Source organism: Methanomicrobium sp. W14, from assembly GCF_017875315.1.
Classification (GTDB): Archaea; Halobacteriota; Methanomicrobia; order Methanomicrobiales; family Methanomicrobiaceae; genus Methanomicrobium.
This window is the reverse complement of record NZ_JAGGMM010000001.1, coordinates 25,431-46,543: the sequence shown is the minus strand read 5'-3', so window position 1 is coordinate 46,543 and position 21,113 is coordinate 25,431. Positions and strand designations below refer to the sequence as shown.

Here is a 21,113-nt window from a genome sequence, read left to right as displayed (position 1 = left end):
CTTCAGAATTTATCACTAAAAAGTATAAACCCATCAGTTCAGTGGAAACAGTTTTTCCGGTTTAAAAACAAACAGGTATCCATACGATGAAAGAAACGCCGGATTTTAAATTCAAGCAGTGTCTTATAATCAGAAACGACATCAAAATGTCCTGCGGAAAAAAATGCGCCCAGCTGGCACATGCGGCAGTTGCAGCGTATGAACATGCGGACAAGGCAACTAAGAAAAAATGGTTCGATGAGGGTATGAAAAAAGTCGCCTTAAAGGCCGACTCACTAAAACAACTCTATGAACTGAAAACTCTTGCCGAGACCGCCGGCATTTCGACCGCCCTTATAACCGACGCAGGTATGACTGAAGTCGAACCCGGAACGGTTACGGCGCTTGGACTGGGTCCTGCTAAATCAGAAGACCTTGATAAAATTACAGGTACACTCGCGTTACTATGATTAAAAGCCCATATGAAACGGAAAGACTTCTCGGAATAGAATACTACCTTACGGACAAACCGGGTTGCGGGGGAATTCTAAGAAAAACTCCCGGGGATTTCAAAGTAAACGAAATTTTTGCAGACATAAAACTTACCGGAGGGCCGCACCTTATATGTGAACTTTCCAAGACGAACTGGGAGCTTCAGCGTGCTGTAAAAGAGATTGCAAACAGGCTTGGAATAAGCCACAAAAGAATCTCCTGGGGGGGGACTAAGGACAAACGTGCGGAGACAAAACAGCTCATATCAATATACGGTATAAAGGCCGAAGACCTTGACAGGGTTCACCTGAAAGACATTGAGTTAAAGCCCCTGGGGTATGCAAGACAGCAGATGTCCCTGGGAGACCTGAAAGGAAACTCTTTTGACATCAACATCTGCGACTGCACCAAAGAAAACCTCCCCGAAGTCCTTGAAGAATGCAGTGACGCTGCGAAGACCGGTCTGTGCAACTACTACGGGATACAGAGGTTCGGGACGCTCAGACCTGTATCGCACCTTGTAGGGATTGCCATGCTAAAAGGCGACTTTGAAGATGCGGTGATGAAATATGCAGGATATCCCTGCAGGGATGAAAGAGAGGAGACACGGAATGCACGTAAGGTGTTTGAGGAGACACGGAACCCGAGAGAGGCTCTTGACCTTATGCCTGTAAATATGCACTACGAAAGAGCAATTCTTCATCACCTGATAGAAAAGCCCAAAGACTACAAAGGGGCCCTTCTGACAATCCCACCGAAACTTCTGTCGATGTTTGTAAGCGCCTTTCAGTCCTACATGTTCAACAGGACACTCAGCATGAGAATTGAAACAGGGAACGGGAATATTTTTGAACCTGAAACAGGCGACAGGCTTCTGTTTTCAGACGGAAGAGAGGACGTCGTGACAGAACGCACCCTGAAGACAGCAAAAATCCACACCAGACGCGGGAAATGCTCAGTCGCAATATACATGCCCGGGTCTGAAGACTTCAGTGAAACCGGCGCCATGGACAGATACGCATTGTCAATAATGGATGAACTTAGAATCTCAAAGGAAGGTTACGAAAACATATCATCTTTCGTGGGTGCAAGATTTACCGGGGCCTCAAGGGCAATTGATCTTAAAACAGATTTAAACAGCTCTGTCTGCGGTGATACCATTAACCTGAAATTTACACTCCCGCCGGGGCATTACGCAACAACGGTCTGCCGTGAAATTATGAAGGCAGATCCAAAGGATATGGCATAAAAAAACAAAAAAAGAGTAATTATTTTTTTTTCAGCCACCCTTACGGATTTTAAGCAGAAGGATTTTCAGTTGCTTCCGCCTGTTTTAATGTCATAATTTTTGACATAATCTATTGCATCGTAAAGGTTTCCCATTTCATCAACAAGGCCAAGCTTTTGTGCGTTCTCACCGCGTATAATCTGCGCCTCCTCCACATCCGACCTGCTGATATTCTGCCTCTGGGACAAAACGTCGCTTATGAAAAGCTCAAAGCTGTCATCAACCAGATTCTGCATATAATTGTGTTCTTCCTCAGTCATATTGCGGTAGGTCGAGCCCAAATCCTTCATATCCCCGGACTTTACAACTGATACCGACACACCTTCCTTTTCAAGCGACTCACTGTTATCATAAAAGGTTGATATCGTGCCTATTCCCCCCGTGATAGTGTCCGGATTTGCAAATATCCTGTCCGCATAGGCACTCACATAGTAAGCGGCTGAAGTCGCCATCTCACCCATTGAAACAACAACCGGCTTTTTCTTTTTTGCGTACTCGAGATCTTCTATTATCTCCTGTGCAGCTGCGGGATAGCCGCCAGGACTGTCCACTCTAAGCACTATTCCTGACGTTAACGGGTCGTCTGCTGCAGACCTGATAAGTCCGCCTATATATTCGCTTCCGGCGTACTCACCGTCATATGCATTTCCCGTAGTAAGAGTTCCTTCGATATATATTACTTTGACACCCTCATCATGGGTGTATGGATAAAGGGTTACAACTGCGAAAATAATGACTGCAACAATAATCCCTGCCGCAAACCATTTCCAGCCGTTTTTACGCTGTTTTCTTTTATCTATCAGTAGTATTTCCCTGTCAAGCCATGACATTCAGATTCTCCGTTATTTCTATTTAAACCCCGTTTTTCCCGGGCATTTTGTATTATTCACTATAGTTTACGTCGTATTCGGTTACAAGATTGGAGCCGCACATATAGTACTCTTTGAGGGCCAGATGAAACATTTCCTCCTCCGAGTCTATATGCATTCCGCCAACAAGAGAAGGCGTATCTGCTCCTCCAACTATAAACGGCAGATGGATAAGTCTTATTTCATCAACAAGTCTGTCCTGCAGCATATAATAATTCAGCGTCGGACCCCCTTCAACCATCAGGGTCTTTATATTGTAGTCTGTTGCCAGAATATTCATCAGGAGAGGAAGACTCACCCTGTCTTCTCCACAGAACAAAACCTCGGCGCCTTTCTTTAAAATGGCGTCCACCCTCTCCTGAGGCGCTTTTTTGCACACTGCAATTATTGTTTTCGCATCCTTTCCCAAAACGTTTGATTCAGGCGGTATATCACCCATACTGCTCGGGATAACCCTTACCGGGTTTTCCCCCTCTACGTATCGTACTGTTAAAAATGAATTATCGATTCTTATTGTATTGGAACCTACCATTATGGCATCATATTCGGCCCTTGTCTTATGCAGAAGGATATCGGTTTTTGGATCCATGTATTTCATAAGGATTTTGCTTGAAGCACCCTTTTTTAATGTCAGTTTTCCGTCAACAGTTATCTCTGACATTATCATTACATGAGGTCTTTTATATTCTGTTTTCATGACAATCTTTCTTTAAGGTTTATTGTTTCGTTATAATAAAAGAAGTTAGCCCCGGCGGTTCGGAACAATTTTTGGTTTTTTATATTATTAATATGCCACTGAAGAACAGTTAAAAAAAGCGCTTTATGTCTGATGAAGAGTTTAACAGAACATATCAAAACCAATTTGCATATGCATTTACAGGAAATTTTAGTGAAATCTTTATGCAAGGGGCTGCATATAAATAAAACATGAATATTACTGCACTAAGACCAAAATTTATCGGATGCCTTGAGCCTCTTGCAGATATATTCATAAGACTTAAAATAACGCCGAATATGATTTCGTCCCTGTCCCTTATTGCCGGACTTATTACGGCGTATCTTTTCTTTATCAGGTTTTTCAGGGCCGGTGCGGTATTTCTTGTAATATCCGCCGTCCTTGACCTTGTAGACGGAACTGTCGCAAGAAAAACCGGCCGTGAGAGCAAATTTGGTGCTGTCTTTGACTGGATAGTAGACAAGTACGTTGACAGTATTGTACTTTTGGGAGTAGCTCTTTCCGGAATAGCAATAATAAGCCCTTATATCTCAATAAATGGTGTTAACGGGTATACCCTTGACTTTGCCGTCGTTGCTTTTGCTATAATAGGCTCCCTGATGAACACGTTCATAAAACCGGTCACATATGCAGAGGTGGGATTCGAAAAAAGAGAGGACGGAAAAATAGACGACCCGCTTGAAAGAGTCGGATTTTTCGGAAGACCAGAGACCATACTCTTTCTGGTTGCCGGAGGAATAATATATATGCCGGTTGCCGTTGTAATCATCGCAGTCTGCACAAATCTCTCGGCACTGCAGAGAATCATTTACCTTTACAGACACCTTTGAGCTTTTTGGTATACAGTTTTATAAGACCGTCTGCAAAATCACCAAGGCCCGGGATTACCATAAAAAGACCAAGTGCAAGAATAATCAAAAATACAAGTGCACCAAGTTCTGCCATTACGTTATGGGCCCAGAAAAAACTTTCATAACCGAGCTCTCCGTTGGACGCAATCTCAGGCAGAAACTGAAACCACTGCCCTGTATAGGCTGCAACCACAAAGACATTCCTGAAGATGTTCAGTATGTAAATTACCGGGGCTATTATAAGAAATGAAAGCACTTTCTGCCGGAACGTCGTAGGAACGCAGTATGCAAGTCCAAGCATTATAGCGATGCTCTGGATTCCTGTACACGCCAGAATGATTTCTACGGAAAAACCATTGTATCCAAGCATATTCCATGCAATACGACTGAAAGGCAGACCCAGAAAACTTCCCACAGCATAAACCTGGGAAGTCACGACTGCTATGAGACAGTCCCCCGCACCGGGAATATAGGCAAACGGAAGATATATCAGAAACGCTATTGCCGCCCCCCGGCTCAGGTAATTTACGTATTTATTGCCTTCAAGGAGCTGTGGGACCGTTACATACAAAAAAGGCAGTCCGAGTATTCCAAGCACAGGATACATAAAATTATTCTCTTCATATATGTAATAGGGGATGTCAATTATTATGGACAAAACTATTGCTATCCATCCAAATGCGGCGAAATAATTTCTTTTGCTGCCGGGACAAACAAGAAATGCTATAAATGCAACGGCAGACAAAAATACCAGAATGGCTTCCATTGTATAGTATTATTTTTGTTCTGCCTTATGAAACCAGATGTCCCTGTTCTCAAACCCTAAATATACTTTAAAGCCGTTATAAGGTTTTTTTGTAAAGGTACAATCCATAAGAATTAATCAAATAGATAACAATATTATAAACGATGATGTTCTGTCCAGAATGCAAAAGCATGCTAAAATCATCTGGTGGAAAGCTGAAATGTCCAAAATGCGGTTATGAGCAGGACGTTACAGACAAATCCCAGCTTCTTAAAACAGACCAGAGGGTTGAAAGGGAAATTATAATTGTTGACGGTGATCAAAACATGACGACACTGCCGACAATAAACGTAAAATGCCCGGAATGCGGCAATGATAAGGCTGAATGGTGGCTGCGCCAGCTCCGTTCTGCTGATGAAAGTGAAGTCCGCTTTTTCCGCTGCACAAAGTGCAAACACACGTGGCGTGAATACGACTGAGAAAACTTCAAATTTCATTCGCCTTTTTTATTTTTATATGGATCTGAAATATTATCAGTTGATTCTTTCTTCTGCCTGAAAATCCTCCAAAAATCCATAATCAACGCGATTTATTGAAAATTAATAAAAAATACAAAACACAAACGTCTGAAGAATAAAAAGAATAGGAAAAATTAAATTTAACTCGTTTATTCAGAGAAGACCTACGCCTTTGACGCGATATTTGCTCTGAAGGGTTCTTCCCACAACGCGGAATGCAGTCTCAAGCTCTTCAAACGGGGGCACTTTGTTCTCTCTGAGGATCTCACGGCCTCCGTTCATCTCCGCTCCGCCTATAAGGACAGAGACTACTCTTTTTTCTGTTGACTCCGAAAGCATCATAATCTGCTTTGCAAAACGCTCTGACGTCAAGACAAGGTTCGGGAAGCCTATGACCATACAGATGTCCCAGAGGTCATCGTGCTTTGCAAGGACATTGAAAGTCTTTGCAAACCTTGCCCCGTCTGCATCCCCGAGAAGGTCAATCGGGTTGCCGCGGTTCCAGAAAGGCGGAAGAAACTGGTCCATCTCTTCTATTACCTCCTTTGGCAGGTCAATAATGTCAACGCCGTAACGTTCAGCGTAGTCATTTGAAAGAACTGCAAAACCACCGGCGTTTGTCACGATGACTGCCCGTCTGCCCTTAGGGTACTGCTTGTTGTGGGACAGAAACTCTGCTGCAAGAAATGCATCCTCGAGATTTGTGACGCTTAATATCCCGGACTCCCTGAACGCTTCCATGTATACTTCATAGCTTCCTGCAAGAGAACCGGTGTGGGAAGCGGCAGCAGCGCGTCCGCGCTCTGAAGATCCCGATTTAATCGCAACAACGGGTTTTGTCTTTGAAATCCTTGACACGAGGTCAAGGAACTTCCTGCCACGGTTTATCTCCTCGATATACATGATTATAGCCTCGGTATTAGGGTCTGACTCGGCCCACCGCAGGTAATCGAAGAAATTGAGATCAGACTGGTTTCCGACAGACACCACCACTGAAAACCCTATATTATGCGTCAGGCTCCAGTCAACGACTGCATTTACGATAGCGCCGCTCTGTGACAGGAATGCTATGCTTCCCGGCGCAGGAGACCTCTGTACGTATGTCGTATCATACCCCTTGTGCGGGTTGATTATTCCAAGACAGTTCGGACCGACGATTCTTGTCCCGTACTTCTTTGCAATAGAGACGGTATCCTCTTCAAGTCTTCTGCCCTCATCGTTCATCTCCCTGAAGCCGGCCGTAATCACGACCGCTATTTTTACGCCCTTTTTACCGCACTCCTCCATAATTCCCGGAACAAGAGAAGAAGGGACCGTGATAACTGCCATATCAATATCTTCAGGTATATCAAGAATCGTCGGGTATGTCTTGAAACACATAATGACGTCCCTTTTGGGGTTTACAGGATAGAGTTTCCCGGGGAAAGTAGAGAGCTTGTGCATGACCGCATAACCCATCTTTCCGGGTGTCTCGGATGCGCCTATTACGGCAATTGATTTAGGATCAAAAATATTTAAATCAACAGGAACATCTCCGTCTGCCCCGTTTTCATGATCATCGTCAAATATAAGGGCTGTATCAACCGCACATGCCCCTGATTCGTACAGCCTGAGAGGGTTTATATCAAACTCTTTTAAATCATCGGTTTCTTCAAAGGCACGGCAGACATTCATTATAGTCCTGACAAGAATTTCCTCATCCTTTGGTGCAGATCCCCTGTATCCTGTTATAAGCTTGTAGGAGTTTATCTCACGGACCATCTTTCTGACTTCATCCTCATCAATAGGAAGAATTCTCATCGAAACGTCTTTTAAAAATTCTACAAGCGTCCCACCGATACCGAAGGTTATAGTCTTACCGAAGGTTGAATCAGTGTTTCCGCCTATGATAAGCTCGACACCGGGTTTTGCCATCGCTTCAACGATTACGCCCTCTATATCGGCATCGGGCTTGCTGGCTTCAACATTTGATATTATCTGCCGGTATGCCTCTTCCGCCTCTTCATTGTTCTTTACCCCGACAATAACTCCGCCGGCGTCGCTTTTATGAAGTATCTGCGGAGAGACTATCTTCATTACGACAGGATATCCAATTCTCTCTGCTTCCTTGCCTGCTTCAGCCGGAGATTTAACAATACTGTACTCCGGAACAGGAACGTCGTATTTTTTAAGGAAATCGTAGCCTTCAGACTCACTTAACATCCATCTTGCCATGTCTTACCTCGCATAACCTGCATTTTTTTCTGCTGCCACTGCAAAACTTTGCTGCTTTAATAATATAAATGTTTAAAACATACAGGTTCAACAAATGTCGAATTTTCATTCGTTAACTATTGCTTACAAGTTATTGAACGAATTTATAGATAAAATTTTGTAATTGTTAATCATTAAGAATGCTCTCATAACATAAGCCGGAATAAGAGCAAATGACTACATCCAAAAATACCTCCATTAAAATTCAGCCATCCTGAAACACCCAACTATTTATATACCATATAAATCACTTTATAAATATGAAGGTCAACCCCGAAGAGTCATTAAAGATAGAAAATATAGTTGCGTCAGCAAAGGTTGCAGAGACTCTGGATCTCCAGATGATTAATGAAAAAATAAAGGATGCGGAATACAACAAGAAACGGTTTCCAGGTGTTGTACTAAGGATGCAGGACCCAAAGATTGCGGCACTTGTCTTCGGATCAGGAAAAGTAGTCCTTACCGGTGCAAAAAGTGTTGACAGTCTCTCAAAGGGCCTTGAAATTCTCGGCAACAAGCTTCGTGATCTCAAACTGAACATTCCGAAAAAACTGGAATACAAAATTCAGAACATCGTGACATCCGCTGACCTTGGAACACCGATAAACCTCAACAAAATTGCAGTGGGTTTTAACCTCGACAGAATTGAATACGAACCGGAGCAGTTCCCGGGTCTCGTATACCGTCTTGAAGAGCCGAGAGTGGTTGTCCTTCTCTTTGGATCAGGGAAACTCATAATTACAGGTGGAAAACAGCCTGAAGATGCAAAAAAAGCAGTTATAAAAATTCTTTCAGACCTTTCAAATCTCGGGCTGATTCACCAGTGACCGGGAATTAACCCAAAAAAATATTACTCCCTTTTTTAAATGAATATTTATTCCAAAACTAATACAAGTACTTTGATAAAAATCTATTTATATCTTACGTACAGAATATTAAGAGTAATTTCTGGTGAGAATAATGAAACTAGAAAAAGTGCTTACTTTTACAGAGAAAGAAGAGGAGTTAGCCACTCTTCTTACAGATGTTGGACTAAAAAGAAATGTAGCCAAAGTCCTTGTATACCTTGCGAATACAAATGAAGCAACATCGAGAGATATTGAACGTGGAACAGACCTCCGACAGCCTGAAGTGAGCATTGCTATGCGGACACTCAGCGAAAAAGAGTGGATAGAAAACCGCGAGAGCAAGGCAGAAAGCAAGGGAAGGCCTGTAAAGATATACTGCCTTTCAAAACCGATTAAAGACATTGTGGATACAATAGAGTCAGATAAAAAGGAAGAGATTGAAAACCAGCTGAAACTTATTCAGAAAGTCCGTGAAATCGTGTCAGCATAGAATTCTGGTGCCGGCCTCATCTCCAACAACAACAACTATTTTTTCACGAAATTCAGTAAACAGCCCGCAGGAAAGAACACCTGGAACATTATTCAGTCCGGTCTGAAGTTTTTCAGGGTCGTCAATCTCACCGAAGTTGCAGTCAGTCTCAATGCATCCGTTATCAGTAATTACAGGCCCGTCTTTTTTTACACCCTCACGGACCTTCACTACTCCCCCGAGACTCTTTACTACCCGGTACAAAAGCGGCAGTGCAAACGATATAACCTCAACGGGAACAGGTGAAGAGAGTGTCTGTGTCAGCTTTGCCTCGTCGACAATTACAATAAAACGCTTTGCAGCTGATGCAACACACCTTTCCCGCGTCTGCGCAGCGCCACGCCCTTTGATAAGATTTCCGGAAGGGTCTACCTGGTCAGCCCCGTCAATTGCAATATCAATCTCCGGGCAGTCATAAAGAGTTGTAAGGGGAATCCCTAAGGCTCTCGCCCTGGATGCAGTCTGAAAAGAGGTAGGAACACCTTTTATTTCCAGACCCTCCGATTTTATCCTCTCTGAAAGCCGCTCCATTGAATATAATACGGTCGAGCCGGTCCCAAGACCGACGACATCACCGGATTTCACAAGTTCTGCGGCATAACAGCCTGCATTTTTCTTTGAATTCAAAATTTTTTCGGACATGATCCAAAACCGTAGTTTATTAGTCGCTTCAAATGGCAAATAAACTTTTCAGCTTTTTTTCTTTATCCAAAGAGAAAACATTTGAACTGCCGTACAAAAAATGGAATTGTTTTAAAAAGGTGTTTTGATTTTAACGGATTATGTAATCAATTGATACTCTTGCTGTCACGTCAACTGTATCCGTCTGTACAGGCGTTGAATAGCCTCCTGCAACCTCGTCCATCGCAATGTTCTTGTAGCTTGTCCCGGAGTATGTCACAGGCGTTGAACTTCCGCCTACATCTACACTCTGTATACCTTCTATCTGAACACCGAGAGCTGACGCAACGGATTCTGCATCAGAGCGTGCCTGGGCAACAGCACTTGCAAGTGCCTGCGCTCTTAATTCCTGGCTCTTGCTGTCCGAAAGTGTGAACGAAATGTAATTCACATTGTTCGCTCCGTTTGAAATAGCCGTATCTATGATATCTCCTGCATCATCAATCCTGTCTGTCTTCACAAGAATCGTGTTTGTGACACGGTATACCGTCTTGTCGCCTCCAAACGGAGAATTTGAATCTGTTTTATAGGAATACATGCTGTATCCTGTAGTTTTAATCTCGCTGTCGTTAAGTCCCAGACCTTTCAGTGCATCAATACAGGTACTCATCTTGTTTGCGTTATCCTGCTGTGCTTTTACACCATCAGTATCCTCTGTCTGAACGGCAATGGATATCTCAACAAGGTCAGGGTCGGTTGTAATCTTTCCGGTACCTGAGACATGGATTAGTTTTTCGTCATCGGCCGCGGATACGCTGCCGACGAATGCTGCCGCTGCGATAAGAACCACAAAGACAGCAATGACCAGTTTGCTTCTGATAGACATATGCAATAAATGGATTTAAACTATATTAACCCTATCTTTGACTTCGAAAAAATCTGAAGTCTTTAGGGAGAGTATTTTAAAAATAGAAGGATATTCCGGGTTTAGTTGAGAGAAATAGTGCCGACAACACGAAGTTTTCCGGCATCAAGGTGAAAAACAAGTGCAATATCGTTTTGCAGGTACACCAGCTCTTTTTCAAGTGATATTGAGATGTCAGGATTTTTCGGGTCTTTGGATACGGACTCTATTTTCCCGGATATATACTGCATCCAGTGGCCAACGTGTATTACCATGCCTTCTGCAACAGGAGTCTGCCAGAATTTAACCATGTTCAGCTTTCCAGTAAACTCATCGCCCGTTTTTACATCCCCGCGTGCTGTAAGAACGTATCCGCGGTCAAGCTCTTCCGAAGTTATATTTTTCAGTGCAAGACCCACCCTGTCGCCCCCTGATGCATCCGGACAGTCAGCGTCATGCTTCTGAATGGAACGCACCAGAGCAGTCTTCTGCGTAGGAAGGACCTTCAGATTATCATGCGTCCTGATAGTCCCTGATATCACGTTTCCGAGAACTACTGTTCCGATTCCCTTTACGTTGAAATGGTGGTCAACAGGAACGATTCCCGGCTCTTCAGTGACTTCGTGAGGCTTTTTTGCAGCGTCTTCAAAAAGTTTTTCTCTAAGGACATTCGGGTCGTCTTCTATGAAAGAATAATTCTCGATTACAGTTCCGCGGATAAGAGGCTCAATCTGGGATTTGTCAAGGTAGTTTCTTAAGATGACATAACCTTTTTTCACATTTGCACAGTCAAGAGCAACGATTGTCTCGCCGAATTCCGGGCTCACAGAATCGACGACGATAACCGCACAGTCAGTCGCTGAAATCGAGTAGAACAGAGGTGCAAGGCGTTCAGGGTACCTCTGCGGCTCAATCATAGTTAAGGTGTCCTCACCCTTCTTGAGGTTGTAGAAAACTATATCAGAGCTTGTTCCCTTTTTCCCGACATTCTTTGCGTAGCCCGCAGTTCCGAGCATTGCAACATTTAGATTTGGCATGATGCCTGATATTTAGGTTTTTTGTGATAATGAGAGTTTTCATTAATATTAAAGGAGGACAAAAACTCCAGACGCACAGGTGCAACAAAAAATATTATGAAGCCTTGCTTCTGCCTTTAAAATACCTTTTTTTTTGAAACTTTAATTCATAAAGATACCCGCAGAGCGCAGTTCAATAATTAATTCAGGATTTCTGAGAACCAGTTCTTTTACAAGCTGAATGACACTGAAATCTTTCAGCGCAATTTTTGATGCGGAATGAATAAGTCTGTTTAATTTTTCATCTGAAAGAGTGACAAAATATTCTTTCATCAGATAATTCTGCTCCAGACTTTTACCCATAGGTGAAGAACGCCATAAAGAATCATATTTGCCAAGTGAATCTCTGCTGTAGTCTTCACCGGAGATACTGTCAACAGCAACTTTTGCCGCAAGTTCACCGGTGTACATCGCATTGTATATCCCGCCTCCGGTAAGCGGTTCAACAACCCTTGCTGCATCTCCGACAACCATAAGACCGTCTGCTGCGGTCTCGGGCAGTGGTCTGCATACCGGCACTCCACCGGTTATGAATTCGATAATTTTACCGCCGGGAAATTTTTTTCTTACAAAATTATCAAGATAGTCCTTAGCCCTGTGACCTTCACCGCTTTTTAGCCCCTGTATGCCTACGCCTACATTGGCAATGCTTTCTCCTTTTGGAAATACCCATAGATACCCTTTTGGAGCAACACTGTTGCCTACATTAAAGATATTCATATCCGGTTCAATATCAATACCTGCCAGAAGATACTGCGCTCCGGACATCATCTCGCGGGGCGAAACAAGTGTATTTATTCCGCACATTCTGGAAAAGCGTGACTCAACGCCGTCAGCTGCGATAACTACATCTGCACTTATTTTATCAGCCATTCCCTCCAGATATGCACCTTTTATAAAACCATTCTCGATAACAGGAGCTTTTGCATTTGTTTTCAGTAAAATATCTGCACCCGAATCGGCAGCCTGCCTGACAAGTTCCCTGTCAAATATTTTTCTCTCGACAACATATCCTATTTTATTTCCACATTTTGAAGAATCAAGTATCATACTTTCCCCGTCAGGGGCTGTGATAGCCGCACGGGAAATTTCTGCTGAAATAAAACACGGATCGGGATCTATAAACTTCTTCAGGGCCTCTTTTCCTATACCTTCGGCACACCTCACAGGTGTTCCTATAGCTGGTCTTTTTTCTGCAAGACAGACAGATAACCCTTCCGCTGCGGCTTTTTCTGCGGCAACGGCTCCACCAGGGCCTCCGCCGATAACAAGGACATCATATCTGCTCTTCATTTAAAACCTCCAGTGCTCCTACAGGACATACTCCTGCACATATTCCGCACTCAGCACAGTCCTTACCTATAAAAAGATAAGAATCTATTAATTCCAGATTCGCCCGTGGACATATGGCTACACATGTCCCGCAGTAGAAGCAGGAAATTCTTTTTACCCTTAGCATAATACACCATTTCAGAATATCATATATAATAAACAGATACAACTATTAGTGGTTGCAATGCTTGAAGAACAGATTGATAATCTCAAAAAAATAGGCCTGAATGAATATGAAGCACGAGCATATGCAAGTCTTGCCGGTCTTAGGGAGGCTACTGCAAGAGAAATCCTCCAGGCAGGAAACATTCCGCAGGGAAGAATATATGATGTCCTCAAACAACTGGGGAAAAAAGGATTTTTGGAGATACTTGATGGAAACCCAACATATTACCGTGCCATTGAACCTACAACAGTAATCCAGAACCTTAGCGGCGAGTATACACAGTTGCTAAATCAGTCAATGAATACGTTAAGAGACCTGCATATAGATTCCTCATCACAATATCCTCTATGGGTAATCCACAACGAACAGGCTATAATAAACAGGATATTCGCTCTTATAAGGTCTGCCAGAAAAGAGGTTATAGTCTTTTCAGGAAACCCTCTTTTTTTTCGCAGATTCTCCTCTGAACTGCAGAAAATTCAAAAGAAATGCACAGTTTATGTGATTGTGGACGACCCTGAAAAATTTACCGGTGCAAACCTGAACCTTATAAAGGCCAATGAGGAATTTTTCTATATCATGGGGGATATTATCCATGACGGAATAAAATACAGAAACGATTTTTCAGTTATAATCGACAGAACAGAGTCATTTGACGTGGTAAATATAGGAAGCAAAAAAATAGGAGTTGTGTCAAAACTGCCTGTCATAAGTTATATTATCACACGCTGGCTGACACACCTGAATCTGATTGAAGACCATATATAACTCTCCAAAAGGAATTTTCTTTAAAAAATCTGTTTTTTACAAGAGAGAGGGCGGCAATTAAAAAATTTATAAAAATATTAGTGGTGGGCGAAATATGCAGTGACACTCCCACCCTTTTCGGAATCAATTCTTGCAAAACCGATTCTTTCAAACTGAACGACGTTGTTGACTTCAGACATAACGCCTTCCTCGCAGAACCCTTCCATTTTTGAATCAGGCGACAGAAGAGTGCATCTTGCATTCTTTCCGGCAGGAACCCACTGAATTATCGGGGCATGCTTATTTCTTGCGTCTTCAAGGGATTTGCCGCAGTATTTAAGAGTAAAACCGTCTCCTTCCGGTTTTACCGTAGCATTGAAAAGGTCCTTGAACCTGACCATTGAAACGTCTTTCAGGTCGTCTCTGCACGCATAAAGCGACCCTTCAAAATCAAGACTTCTGTAACCCTTCGACTCATCGTTCGGGTTTAAAAGAGCCTTTGCAGTAACTTTAGGTGCGCCGGCTATATCGCACCTGACAGGACTCGGAACAAAGAAGTAGCGGTTTGAAACAGGGTCAACAAGTGCTTTGTTTTCAGCAAAAAGATTTTCCCATGAGAACTTTATGTCAGTCTGACCTACGCCGATATCAATCATGCAGTTTCTTACAGCCTCGGGAAGAATTCCCCTCCTTGCAATCGCCTTCAGAGTACCGAGGTGAATATCGTCCCACCATGTATAGATGCCTGTCTTTATTCCTTCCTTCATCGCGCTTGTAGAAAGAACAACGTCACCTATTGACATCCTGCCGTAATGGTGGTACTCGGGAGGATTCCACCCGAAATAATCGTAGATATATGCCTGACGTCTTGTGTTTGCAATGTGGTCCTTGCCGCGGATAACATGGGTCACTCCGAGAAGGTGATCGTCAATGACGACAGAGAGATTCATCATCGGGTAGACCTTCGCATCAATCTTCGGGTGAGGGTGGTCGACGACCCTGAAAATTGAAAAGTCCCGCATCGCAGGGTCGGGATGGTTCATGTCGGTCTTCACTCTTACAGTGATTGTCCCTTCAGGAAACTCACCTGCAAGCATCCTCTTCCACAGTTCAAGGTTCTTTTCTATCGAATTTTTACGGCACGGGCATTCCTTTTTGCTGTTTTTAAGCTCCCTGAATACCTCGGAATCGCATGTACATACATAAGCCCCGCCAATTTCGATAAGCTTCTTACCGTATTCGTAGTATATGTCAAACCTGTCACTCTGGTAAACGGTCTCGGTTATGTTTATTCCAAGCCACTTCACGTCGTCCAGGAGAAGACCGTAGTTCTCAGGCTCAACACGTCTCGGGTCGGTATCTTCAATTCTTAAGATGTAGCGCCCTTTGTAGCGGCGCACGTAGTAGTCGTTAAGGTATGCCGCACGTGCATGTCCGAGGTGCAGGGGACCGCTGGGGTTTGGTGCAAAACGCATCACAACTCCGTTCTCACCGACATTTTTCAGCTCGCGCAGACCGCGCACCTTCTCTTTCTTTTCATCCTTGTGAGTGAAAAATTCAGGAGATAGCTTTTTAAGGCGTTCAACTCTCTCTTCGGAAGAGAGGGCTTCCACCTCATTCAGGACATCCTTAAGAACAGCAGACATCTCCTTTGCCTGCGACCGGAATTCAGGATGCTTCCCCATGAGCATCCCGAGAACTGCACCTGCCTTCGGAACGCTGTTATGTGTGACTGCATTTTCAAGTGCATATACGAGAAAAAACTCTTTTGGGTCTACTGGCATACTTTAAAAACACCTGCTGATGAAATAGTCTGTAATATCTCCAAGAAGTTTTCTCTCATCGCAGTCGGGAAGACCTTCCAGCATCTCTTTTGCACGGGTGACATATTTCTGCGCATTCTTTTTTACTTCCGAAATAACACCTGACTTTTCAAGAAGAGCTATCGCTTCATCAATCTCCGCATCAGTGAGGTCGGGTTTTCTGTATTTGGAGAGGTCGACTCCGGCCTCACGGGCTTTTATTGCGACAATAGTCTGTTTTCCTTCACGGAGGTCTGAAGCCCTGTCCTTTCCGCTCTTATCAGAAGTTGAGAGCAAATCTATAAGATCGTCCTGAATCTGGAAGGCAATTCCGCTGTTGTACCCCCAGTCGTGAAGTGCCTGCACCTGGTTTACGTTTCCGCCGGCAAGAGTACCTCCTATAGCGGCTGCTGCCGCATAGAGTTTTCCGGTCTTTTTCCCGACCATGTCTATGTACTCGTAGTCAAGCACATCGTTGCGGTCTTCAAAAGTCATATCCTCGTGTTGGCCCTGGCAGATTTCAACGCAGGTCCTTGCAAGAATCTCAACACTCAGGACCTTTGCCTGGCTGTCAGCAATAGCCCTTGTAATAAGCTCAAAGGCTTCAGCATAAAGGACATCACCTGCAAGAACCGCCGTCGGCATGTTCCATTTGCAGTGAACGGTAGGGACACCGCGCCGCTGGGAATCATCGTCCATTATGTCGTCATGCACTAAAGTGAAAGTATGCGTCACCTCAAGGGCAAGCGCCGCCGGAAAAATTTCACGTGAACTTCCATTTTTTACAATGTCTGCCGCAAGTATTACTACAGCAGGCCTGAGCCTCTTGCCTCCGGCAAGAAGAAGGTGGGCACTTGCCTTGTTAAGTTCCCCCGGAGCCGAACCGAAAAGCCGGTTGAGCTCAAGATCAACGTCCTCTGCAACAGATTCAAGATACTCTTCAAGTTTCATGTCAATAATCCCTTCAGTAATACATTTTTTCTATTTGGTTACACAGACTCTCATGCCGTTTCTTAAAAGATGCACATCGTTCCCAAGCGTATACCCGCATTCCTCGGTAAGTTTGACGTACTCACCGGTCATGTCGACATCGCCGTGAGACGGAATTATATGCTGGGGGTTCAGCAGGTTGATTATTTCGTAATGGTCTTCGCGCTGTGCATGGCCGCTTACGTGGAGGCCCTCGAATATACGTGCGCCTTTCATCTTAAGAAGTATTTCCTGATGATGCCTCTGCCCGTAATTCATAGGATTCGGAATGACATTGGCACTGTATAAAATCTTGTCTCCCTTGTCAATCCGGTACGGCGTATTCCCGGCGGCAAGACGCGTGAGAATCGCACCGGGTTCTCCCTGGTGGCCGGTAACGATTGGGACATACTTATCCTTCCCTTCCTTCATAATACGACGCATAGTCCTGTCAACAGTCTTACGGTTACCAAACATAGACACATTGTCAGGGAAACCGACAAGCTTCATCTGTTCAGCGGTTGCAGCATACCTTTCCATGGACCTTCCGAGAAGAACCGGCTTTCTTCCGATTTCATATGCGCATTCTGCAATAGTCTTTACACGGGCGATGTGGGATGAGAATGTGCTTACAATCATTGCACTCTTATCATCTTCATAACTTGTCATCACATCCCGTACAAGCCTCTGGGCAACCCTCTCGCTCGGGCATCTTCCCGGAAGCCTGACATTTGTGCTCTCGATGATAAGTGCAAGAACACCTTCCTTTCCGAGTTCACGCATACGGGCGAAATCAGGTGGGTTTCCTACGACAGGTGTCCTGTCAAGCTTGAAATCGTTGGCGTAAACGATTATTCCGGCAGGTGTATGCAAAACCGCCATCGCCGTATCAATAATTGAGTGCTGGACGTTTACGAATTCAAGGCTTAAGTCCTTTGAAATCTCATACCTGTATTTCTGTCCTGCATTAAGTGAGAACACTTTGTTCGTAACACCGAACTTTTTTTCTCCCTCAATCTGCTGCTCTATGAGTTTGGCAGTATATGGAGTCCCTATAATCGGTGCATTGTACCTGTGGGCAAGCTTTGGTATTGCGCCGATATGGTCAAGATGACCATGAGTGCATACAATAGCCTTGACACTGCCCTCCACCATATTCATGATTGTATCGTCGGGAATGGCTTTCATCTCGATTAGATCCAGAGAATGCATATTTTCGACTTCAGCATCCTCGTGGATCATAATCTGGTCAAGCCTCAGCCCCATATCAAAGATTACGATCTCTTTGCCGCAGCGGACGGCAGTCATATTTCTGCCTACCTCATTATAACCGCCTACGGCTATTATTTCAACATCCATATTGTTATCTCCTGAATTTTTCGAATTCAATTATTTCCCGGGTCAGACCGGTCATATATGTCCTGGCCCCTGAAAGTTCGGCGCAGTTTTTGGAGCCTGTAAGATACATGGAAATTGTAAGTTCATGCAGGAATTCCTCTATTTTTTCTACAAGAATCTCACGGCTCTGCATTGCAGGCTTTAAAAGAGGGAGGGCCATGCCTCCAAGGTCTGCACCAAGAGCGACCGCCTTTGCGACATCTATACCTGACCTTAAGCCTCCGGTCGCAATAACGGGCTTATCTTTACCAGCAATTTCCATGACAGAGACTGCCGTGGGAATACCCCAGTCTGAGAATTTTCTGCCGGCACCCACAAGACGCATGTCATCCGCTCTAACCGCTTCAACGGCGGCCCACGACGTCCCGCCGAGACCTCCCGTGTCAATCGCGGAAACACCGGCGCCCCATAGTTTCTTTGCAGTCTCATAGCAGATTCCGCATCCGGTTTCCTTTGCTATAACAGGATACTTCGACGTTCTGCACAGGTCTCTTATGGCTTCAAGGCAGCCTTCTGAATCATGATCGCCTTCAGGCTGTATGGCTTCCTGCAAAGGGTTAAGGTGTATGCATAAAGCCTGGGCGTCAATCATTTCCACGGCCCTGTCTGCCCACTCGGGACCCTTCTCGCGGAGCTGGACGGCCCCGAGATTTCCGCACAGAAATGCTTTGGGTGCGGCTTCGCGGACAACGGTAAAACTGTCCTCCAGTTCCGGGTTTTCAAGTGCAGCACGCTGGGATCCGACACCCATTCCTATATTGAACATATCGGCAGCATAGGCAAGCCGCATGTTTATCTCACGCGTATCGGGATGACCTCCGGTCATTGCCGCAATAAACAGCGGAGAGGACATATTAAACCCAAGAAACCTGACAGAAGTATCTATCTTATCCATACCACACTCAGGCAGTGCGTTATGCACAAGCCTGATATCGTCAAAACCTGAAAATCCTGCTTCCACATCTTTTTCGCAGCAGATTTCCAGATGCTCTTTTTTCCGCGAGGAAGTATATCCGGATTTCTTTATATTAACCAGCCCCTGGTTTTTGATTTATTCAGTATATATGACAGTGTCTGATTGCAGTTAAAAGGCAGAACACAGCATGAACTTTGCAAAAGACCGTGGACAGAAATTTTTTTATCTCCAAAGTTTTTCTGTCTGTCCCAAAACAACCGATTTACGATATTTCAGCGCATTTTTTTAAATTTCTGCCCATAAACCGGCCTTTGACACCTGCATGCAAACGGCCCTTTTTTTACTGCACCTGCCTTTCTAGGGTGTTATCTGAGTTTTAAGCCGGGGTCAGCCTCTTTTAAGCAGGAATTCTTAAATTTCCACTTTGCAAAAAGTCTTAAACCCTTTTATGACCTCTCACTGGTAACAACCGTTCCGCCATGGTCGCGCCCGTCCAGGAAATCACCAGTCCTTGAGACGTGAAATATGCTTGATTCAATTCCGTTCTCTGCAAGCATAAGAAGTTCATTTATCTTCCCTCTCATACCCCCGGTGACATCCGTATTTCCTGATTCGTTGATTTCAAGACTCCGGGCGGAAGCGGATGTGATAACGGGTATCACCCTGCCGTCTTTAAGTACGCCCGGTACATCTGTTGCAAGCCCGATTCTTTCAGCGTGAATTGCGCATGCAAGATAACTTACCAGCTGATCTCCTGATACAATGCAGGCTCCTCTATCCTCATCCATCACGACATCCCCGTGAAGAACAGGTACAACCCCGTTTTTTATGAGGAGCTCCAGAGGCCTGCATTCAAATGATATTAGACGTCCGTTTTTCGCAGTACATGCATCAAGCGGGTGAATCCCTACAGACTCAACACCACTGGCACGAAGCGCGTTTACCACCGCATTGTTAAGCCTTTTGACTGCACGGTGCGTGATAAATATACCTGCTCTATTTGTTTGATCTAACCCTTTATCAAGGTGATGTTCTTTCGCCTCAGGATGTCCGCATGAACCCGCACCGTGGATTATTACCGGGAATATGTCCTTTCTTTGGGAAATCTCCCGTGAAAGTGCAGAAATACGCTCTTCGTTCACGCTGCATTTCTTTGATTTATCGGTGATTACGCTACCGCCCAGTTTTAGTATAATCAGTTCTGGCATTATCGTCCTCTTTTCTTGCGCCGTCAGTATCAATCGTCGTTATGATAGCCTTGCCGTCAGCCGCTTCAATAGCACCTGCAACTTTGCTTTTCGAACGCTTTGGACAGAGCGCTATCATGCACCCCCCCCCTCCTGCGCCCGTCATCTTTGCACCATATGCTCCTGCTGCACGTGAAGCCGAGACAAGTTTTGAAAGCGAGGGGTGCCCGACACCAAGCGCCTCCAGTAGTGCATTGTTTACGTCCATGTACCTCCCCAGAAGCTTAAGGTTCTGGAAGTTGTGCATGGAGCGTGTCGTTACGGCCTCAATCGCATCAAGGATAGGGTCTACGACAAGAGGGTTGCTCATCCGAAACTCACCAACCATCTCCACAAGTTCGGATGTCTTATGCGAGACCATAGTATTTCCTATGACTATATTGAAATTTTCTGGAGGGAGCCGTCTTCTTTTGCCGTCCTTTATCAGGACGAGGCCGCCATAAGCTGACACAAATGTGTCCGTCGGGCTTGCGCGCCCCTTCTGGACTTTTCTCTCTATTTTATATGCAAGAGAGGCTATATCAAGACGACCGAGATTCAGTCTGAACTCGTCATTTATTGCAGAAAGCGTTGCGACTGTTACAGCGGCAGATGAGCCGAGACCGGATGAACTCGGAAGCTGGGAATGAATATAGACGCTTCCTGTAACTCCTGTCTCTGAAAAGCACTCTTCTATATATGGTGAATTCACCCTTGCAGGGGTCCGCGACTTTCTTACGGTCACATAAACTCTCGGTTTTATAGCCATAGCTATGCCGGGTTTGCCGAAAACCACGGCATGCTCGCCAAACAAAAACACCTTTCCCGGTGCACTCCAGGTAGCCATA

Annotated in this window: 22 protein-coding genes; 7 read left to right on the top strand and 15 right to left on the bottom strand. The window is 44.6% G+C overall.

The features are described 5' to 3' along the window. Nucleotides 1-86 precede the first annotated feature (86 nt). Together pth2 and truD are read left to right on the top strand one after the other, a co-directional pair. Nucleotides 87-449 carry a peptidyl-tRNA hydrolase Pth2 gene (gene pth2 / locus J2128_RS00275; protein ID WP_209688784.1) on the top strand — a complete coding sequence of 121 codons (363 nt, stop codon included), beginning with the start codon at nucleotides 87-89 and terminating at the stop codon, nucleotides 447-449. Beyond that, the gene (gene truD / locus J2128_RS00270; RefSeq protein WP_209688783.1) at nucleotides 446-1,720 is read left to right on the top strand and encodes a tRNA pseudouridine(13) synthase TruD; all 1,275 of its coding nucleotides are present in this window, start codon (nucleotides 446-448) and stop codon (nucleotides 1,718-1,720) included. The genes pth2 and truD overlap by 4 nt, the downstream gene beginning before the upstream one ends. Nucleotides 1,721-1,785: 65 nt before the next feature. Here the strand turns inward: truD and sppA are convergent, their stop codons facing one another. Together sppA and J2128_RS00260 are read right to left on the bottom strand one after the other, a co-directional pair. After that, nucleotides 1,786-2,589: a signal peptide peptidase SppA gene (sppA, locus tag J2128_RS00265; RefSeq protein ID WP_209688782.1), complete on the bottom strand. Its 804-nt coding sequence runs from the start codon at nucleotides 2,587-2,589 to the stop codon at nucleotides 1,786-1,788. Between the two features lie 52 nt (nucleotides 2,590-2,641). Then, a complete protein-coding gene (locus J2128_RS00260; RefSeq protein WP_209688781.1) occupies nucleotides 2,642-3,325 on the bottom strand; it encodes a dihydrofolate reductase family protein in 684 nt (227 codons plus the stop codon). Nucleotides 3,326-3,555: 230 nt separating this feature from the next. On the opposite strand from J2128_RS00260, the gene J2128_RS00255 reads away from it, so the two are divergent. Next, the gene (locus tag J2128_RS00255) at nucleotides 3,556-4,194 is read left to right on the top strand and encodes a CDP-alcohol phosphatidyltransferase family protein (protein ID WP_209688780.1); all 639 of its coding nucleotides are present in this window, start codon (nucleotides 3,556-3,558) and stop codon (nucleotides 4,192-4,194) included. On the opposite strand, the gene artA is transcribed toward J2128_RS00255, so the two are convergent. Next, on the bottom strand, nucleotides 4,169-4,981 hold the full coding sequence (artA, locus tag J2128_RS00250; RefSeq protein ID WP_209688779.1) for an archaeosortase A: 813 nt from the start codon (nucleotides 4,979-4,981) through the stop codon (nucleotides 4,169-4,171). The genes J2128_RS00255 and artA overlap by 26 nt on opposite strands. 143 nt (nucleotides 4,982-5,124) lie before the next feature. Here artA and J2128_RS00245 point away from each other — a divergent pair, with 143 nt between their 5' ends. Next, entirely contained in the window at nucleotides 5,125-5,439 is a 315-nt protein-coding gene (locus tag J2128_RS00245) for a transcription factor S (protein ID WP_209688778.1), read from the top strand. A 192-nt stretch (nucleotides 5,440-5,631) separates the two neighbouring features. Here the strand turns inward: J2128_RS00245 and J2128_RS00240 are convergent, their stop codons facing one another. After that, on the bottom strand, nucleotides 5,632-7,692 hold the full coding sequence (locus J2128_RS00240) for an acetate--CoA ligase family protein (protein ID WP_209688777.1): 2,061 nt from the start codon (nucleotides 7,690-7,692) through the stop codon (nucleotides 5,632-5,634). A 299-nt stretch (nucleotides 7,693-7,991) separates the two neighbouring features. Here J2128_RS00240 and J2128_RS00235 point away from each other — a divergent pair, with 299 nt between their 5' ends. Together J2128_RS00235 and J2128_RS00230 are read left to right on the top strand one after the other, a co-directional pair. Continuing rightward, entirely contained in the window at nucleotides 7,992-8,558 is a 567-nt protein-coding gene (locus J2128_RS00235; protein ID WP_209688776.1) for a TATA-box-binding protein, read from the top strand. Between the two features lie 133 nt (nucleotides 8,559-8,691). Next, entirely contained in the window at nucleotides 8,692-9,069 is a 378-nt protein-coding gene (locus J2128_RS00230) for a helix-turn-helix domain-containing protein (RefSeq protein ID WP_209688775.1), read from the top strand. Here the strand turns inward: J2128_RS00230 and rpiA are convergent. The 5 genes from rpiA to J2128_RS00205 all read right to left on the bottom strand — a co-directional run bounded on the left by rpiA (nucleotide 9,061) and on the right by J2128_RS00205 (nucleotide 13,168). Continuing rightward, nucleotides 9,061-9,750, bottom strand: a complete 690-nt coding sequence (gene rpiA, locus J2128_RS00225) for a ribose-5-phosphate isomerase RpiA (protein ID WP_209688774.1) — start codon at nucleotides 9,748-9,750, stop codon at nucleotides 9,061-9,063. The genes J2128_RS00230 and rpiA overlap by 9 nt on opposite strands. Nucleotides 9,751-9,880: 130 nt before the next feature. Further along, nucleotides 9,881-10,615: an SIMPL domain-containing protein gene (locus J2128_RS00220; RefSeq protein ID WP_245323228.1), complete on the bottom strand. Its 735-nt coding sequence runs from the start codon at nucleotides 10,613-10,615 to the stop codon at nucleotides 9,881-9,883. 101 nt (nucleotides 10,616-10,716) lie between these two features. Continuing rightward, a complete protein-coding gene (locus tag J2128_RS00215; RefSeq protein ID WP_209688773.1) occupies nucleotides 10,717-11,670 on the bottom strand; it encodes an EF-Tu/IF-2/RF-3 family GTPase in 954 nt (317 codons plus the stop codon). A 141-nt stretch (nucleotides 11,671-11,811) separates the two neighbouring features. Further along, complete coding sequence (locus J2128_RS00210) at nucleotides 11,812-13,002, bottom strand: NAD(P)/FAD-dependent oxidoreductase (RefSeq protein WP_209688772.1); 1,191 nt, start codon at nucleotides 13,000-13,002, stop codon at nucleotides 11,812-11,814. Further along, nucleotides 12,986-13,168: a 4Fe-4S binding protein gene (locus tag J2128_RS00205; protein WP_209688771.1), complete on the bottom strand. Its 183-nt coding sequence runs from the start codon at nucleotides 13,166-13,168 to the stop codon at nucleotides 12,986-12,988. Before J2128_RS00205 ends, J2128_RS00210 begins: the two co-directional genes overlap by 17 nt. A 57-nt stretch (nucleotides 13,169-13,225) precedes the next feature. Between J2128_RS00205 and J2128_RS00200 the strand changes: the two genes are divergently transcribed. After that, nucleotides 13,226-13,975 carry a TrmB family transcriptional regulator gene (locus J2128_RS00200; protein WP_209688770.1) on the top strand — a complete coding sequence of 250 codons (750 nt, stop codon included), beginning with the start codon at nucleotides 13,226-13,228 and terminating at the stop codon, nucleotides 13,973-13,975. A gap of 77 nt (nucleotides 13,976-14,052) precedes the next feature. On the opposite strand, the gene J2128_RS00195 is transcribed toward J2128_RS00200, so the two are convergent. The 6 genes from J2128_RS00195 to mvk all read right to left on the bottom strand — a co-directional run bounded on the left by J2128_RS00195 (nucleotide 14,053) and on the right by mvk (nucleotide 21,112). Next, nucleotides 14,053-15,738 (bottom strand): glutamate--tRNA ligase, encoded by a 1,686-nt coding sequence (locus J2128_RS00195; RefSeq protein WP_209688769.1) that lies wholly within the window; start codon nucleotides 15,736-15,738, stop codon nucleotides 14,053-14,055. Nucleotides 15,739-15,741: 3 nt separating this feature from the next. Further along, nucleotides 15,742-16,707, bottom strand: a complete 966-nt coding sequence (locus J2128_RS00190) for a polyprenyl synthetase family protein (RefSeq protein WP_209688768.1) — start codon at nucleotides 16,705-16,707, stop codon at nucleotides 15,742-15,744. Between the two features lie 30 nt (nucleotides 16,708-16,737). Further along, nucleotides 16,738-18,084, bottom strand: a complete 1,347-nt coding sequence (locus tag J2128_RS00185; RefSeq protein ID WP_209688767.1) for an RNase J family beta-CASP ribonuclease — start codon at nucleotides 18,082-18,084, stop codon at nucleotides 16,738-16,740. A gap of 4 nt (nucleotides 18,085-18,088) precedes the next feature. Continuing rightward, entirely contained in the window at nucleotides 18,089-19,150 is a 1,062-nt protein-coding gene (gene fni / locus J2128_RS00180) for a type 2 isopentenyl-diphosphate Delta-isomerase (protein ID WP_209690163.1), read from the bottom strand. Between the two features lie 335 nt (nucleotides 19,151-19,485). Then, on the bottom strand, nucleotides 19,486-20,247 hold the full coding sequence (locus tag J2128_RS00175) for an isopentenyl phosphate kinase (RefSeq protein WP_209688766.1): 762 nt from the start codon (nucleotides 20,245-20,247) through the stop codon (nucleotides 19,486-19,488). Continuing rightward, the gene (gene mvk / locus J2128_RS00170; RefSeq protein ID WP_209688765.1) at nucleotides 20,213-21,112 is read right to left on the bottom strand and encodes a mevalonate kinase; all 900 of its coding nucleotides are present in this window, start codon (nucleotides 21,110-21,112) and stop codon (nucleotides 20,213-20,215) included. The genes J2128_RS00175 and mvk overlap by 35 nt, the downstream gene beginning before the upstream one ends. Between the last annotated feature and the right edge of the window lies 1 nt (nucleotide 21,113).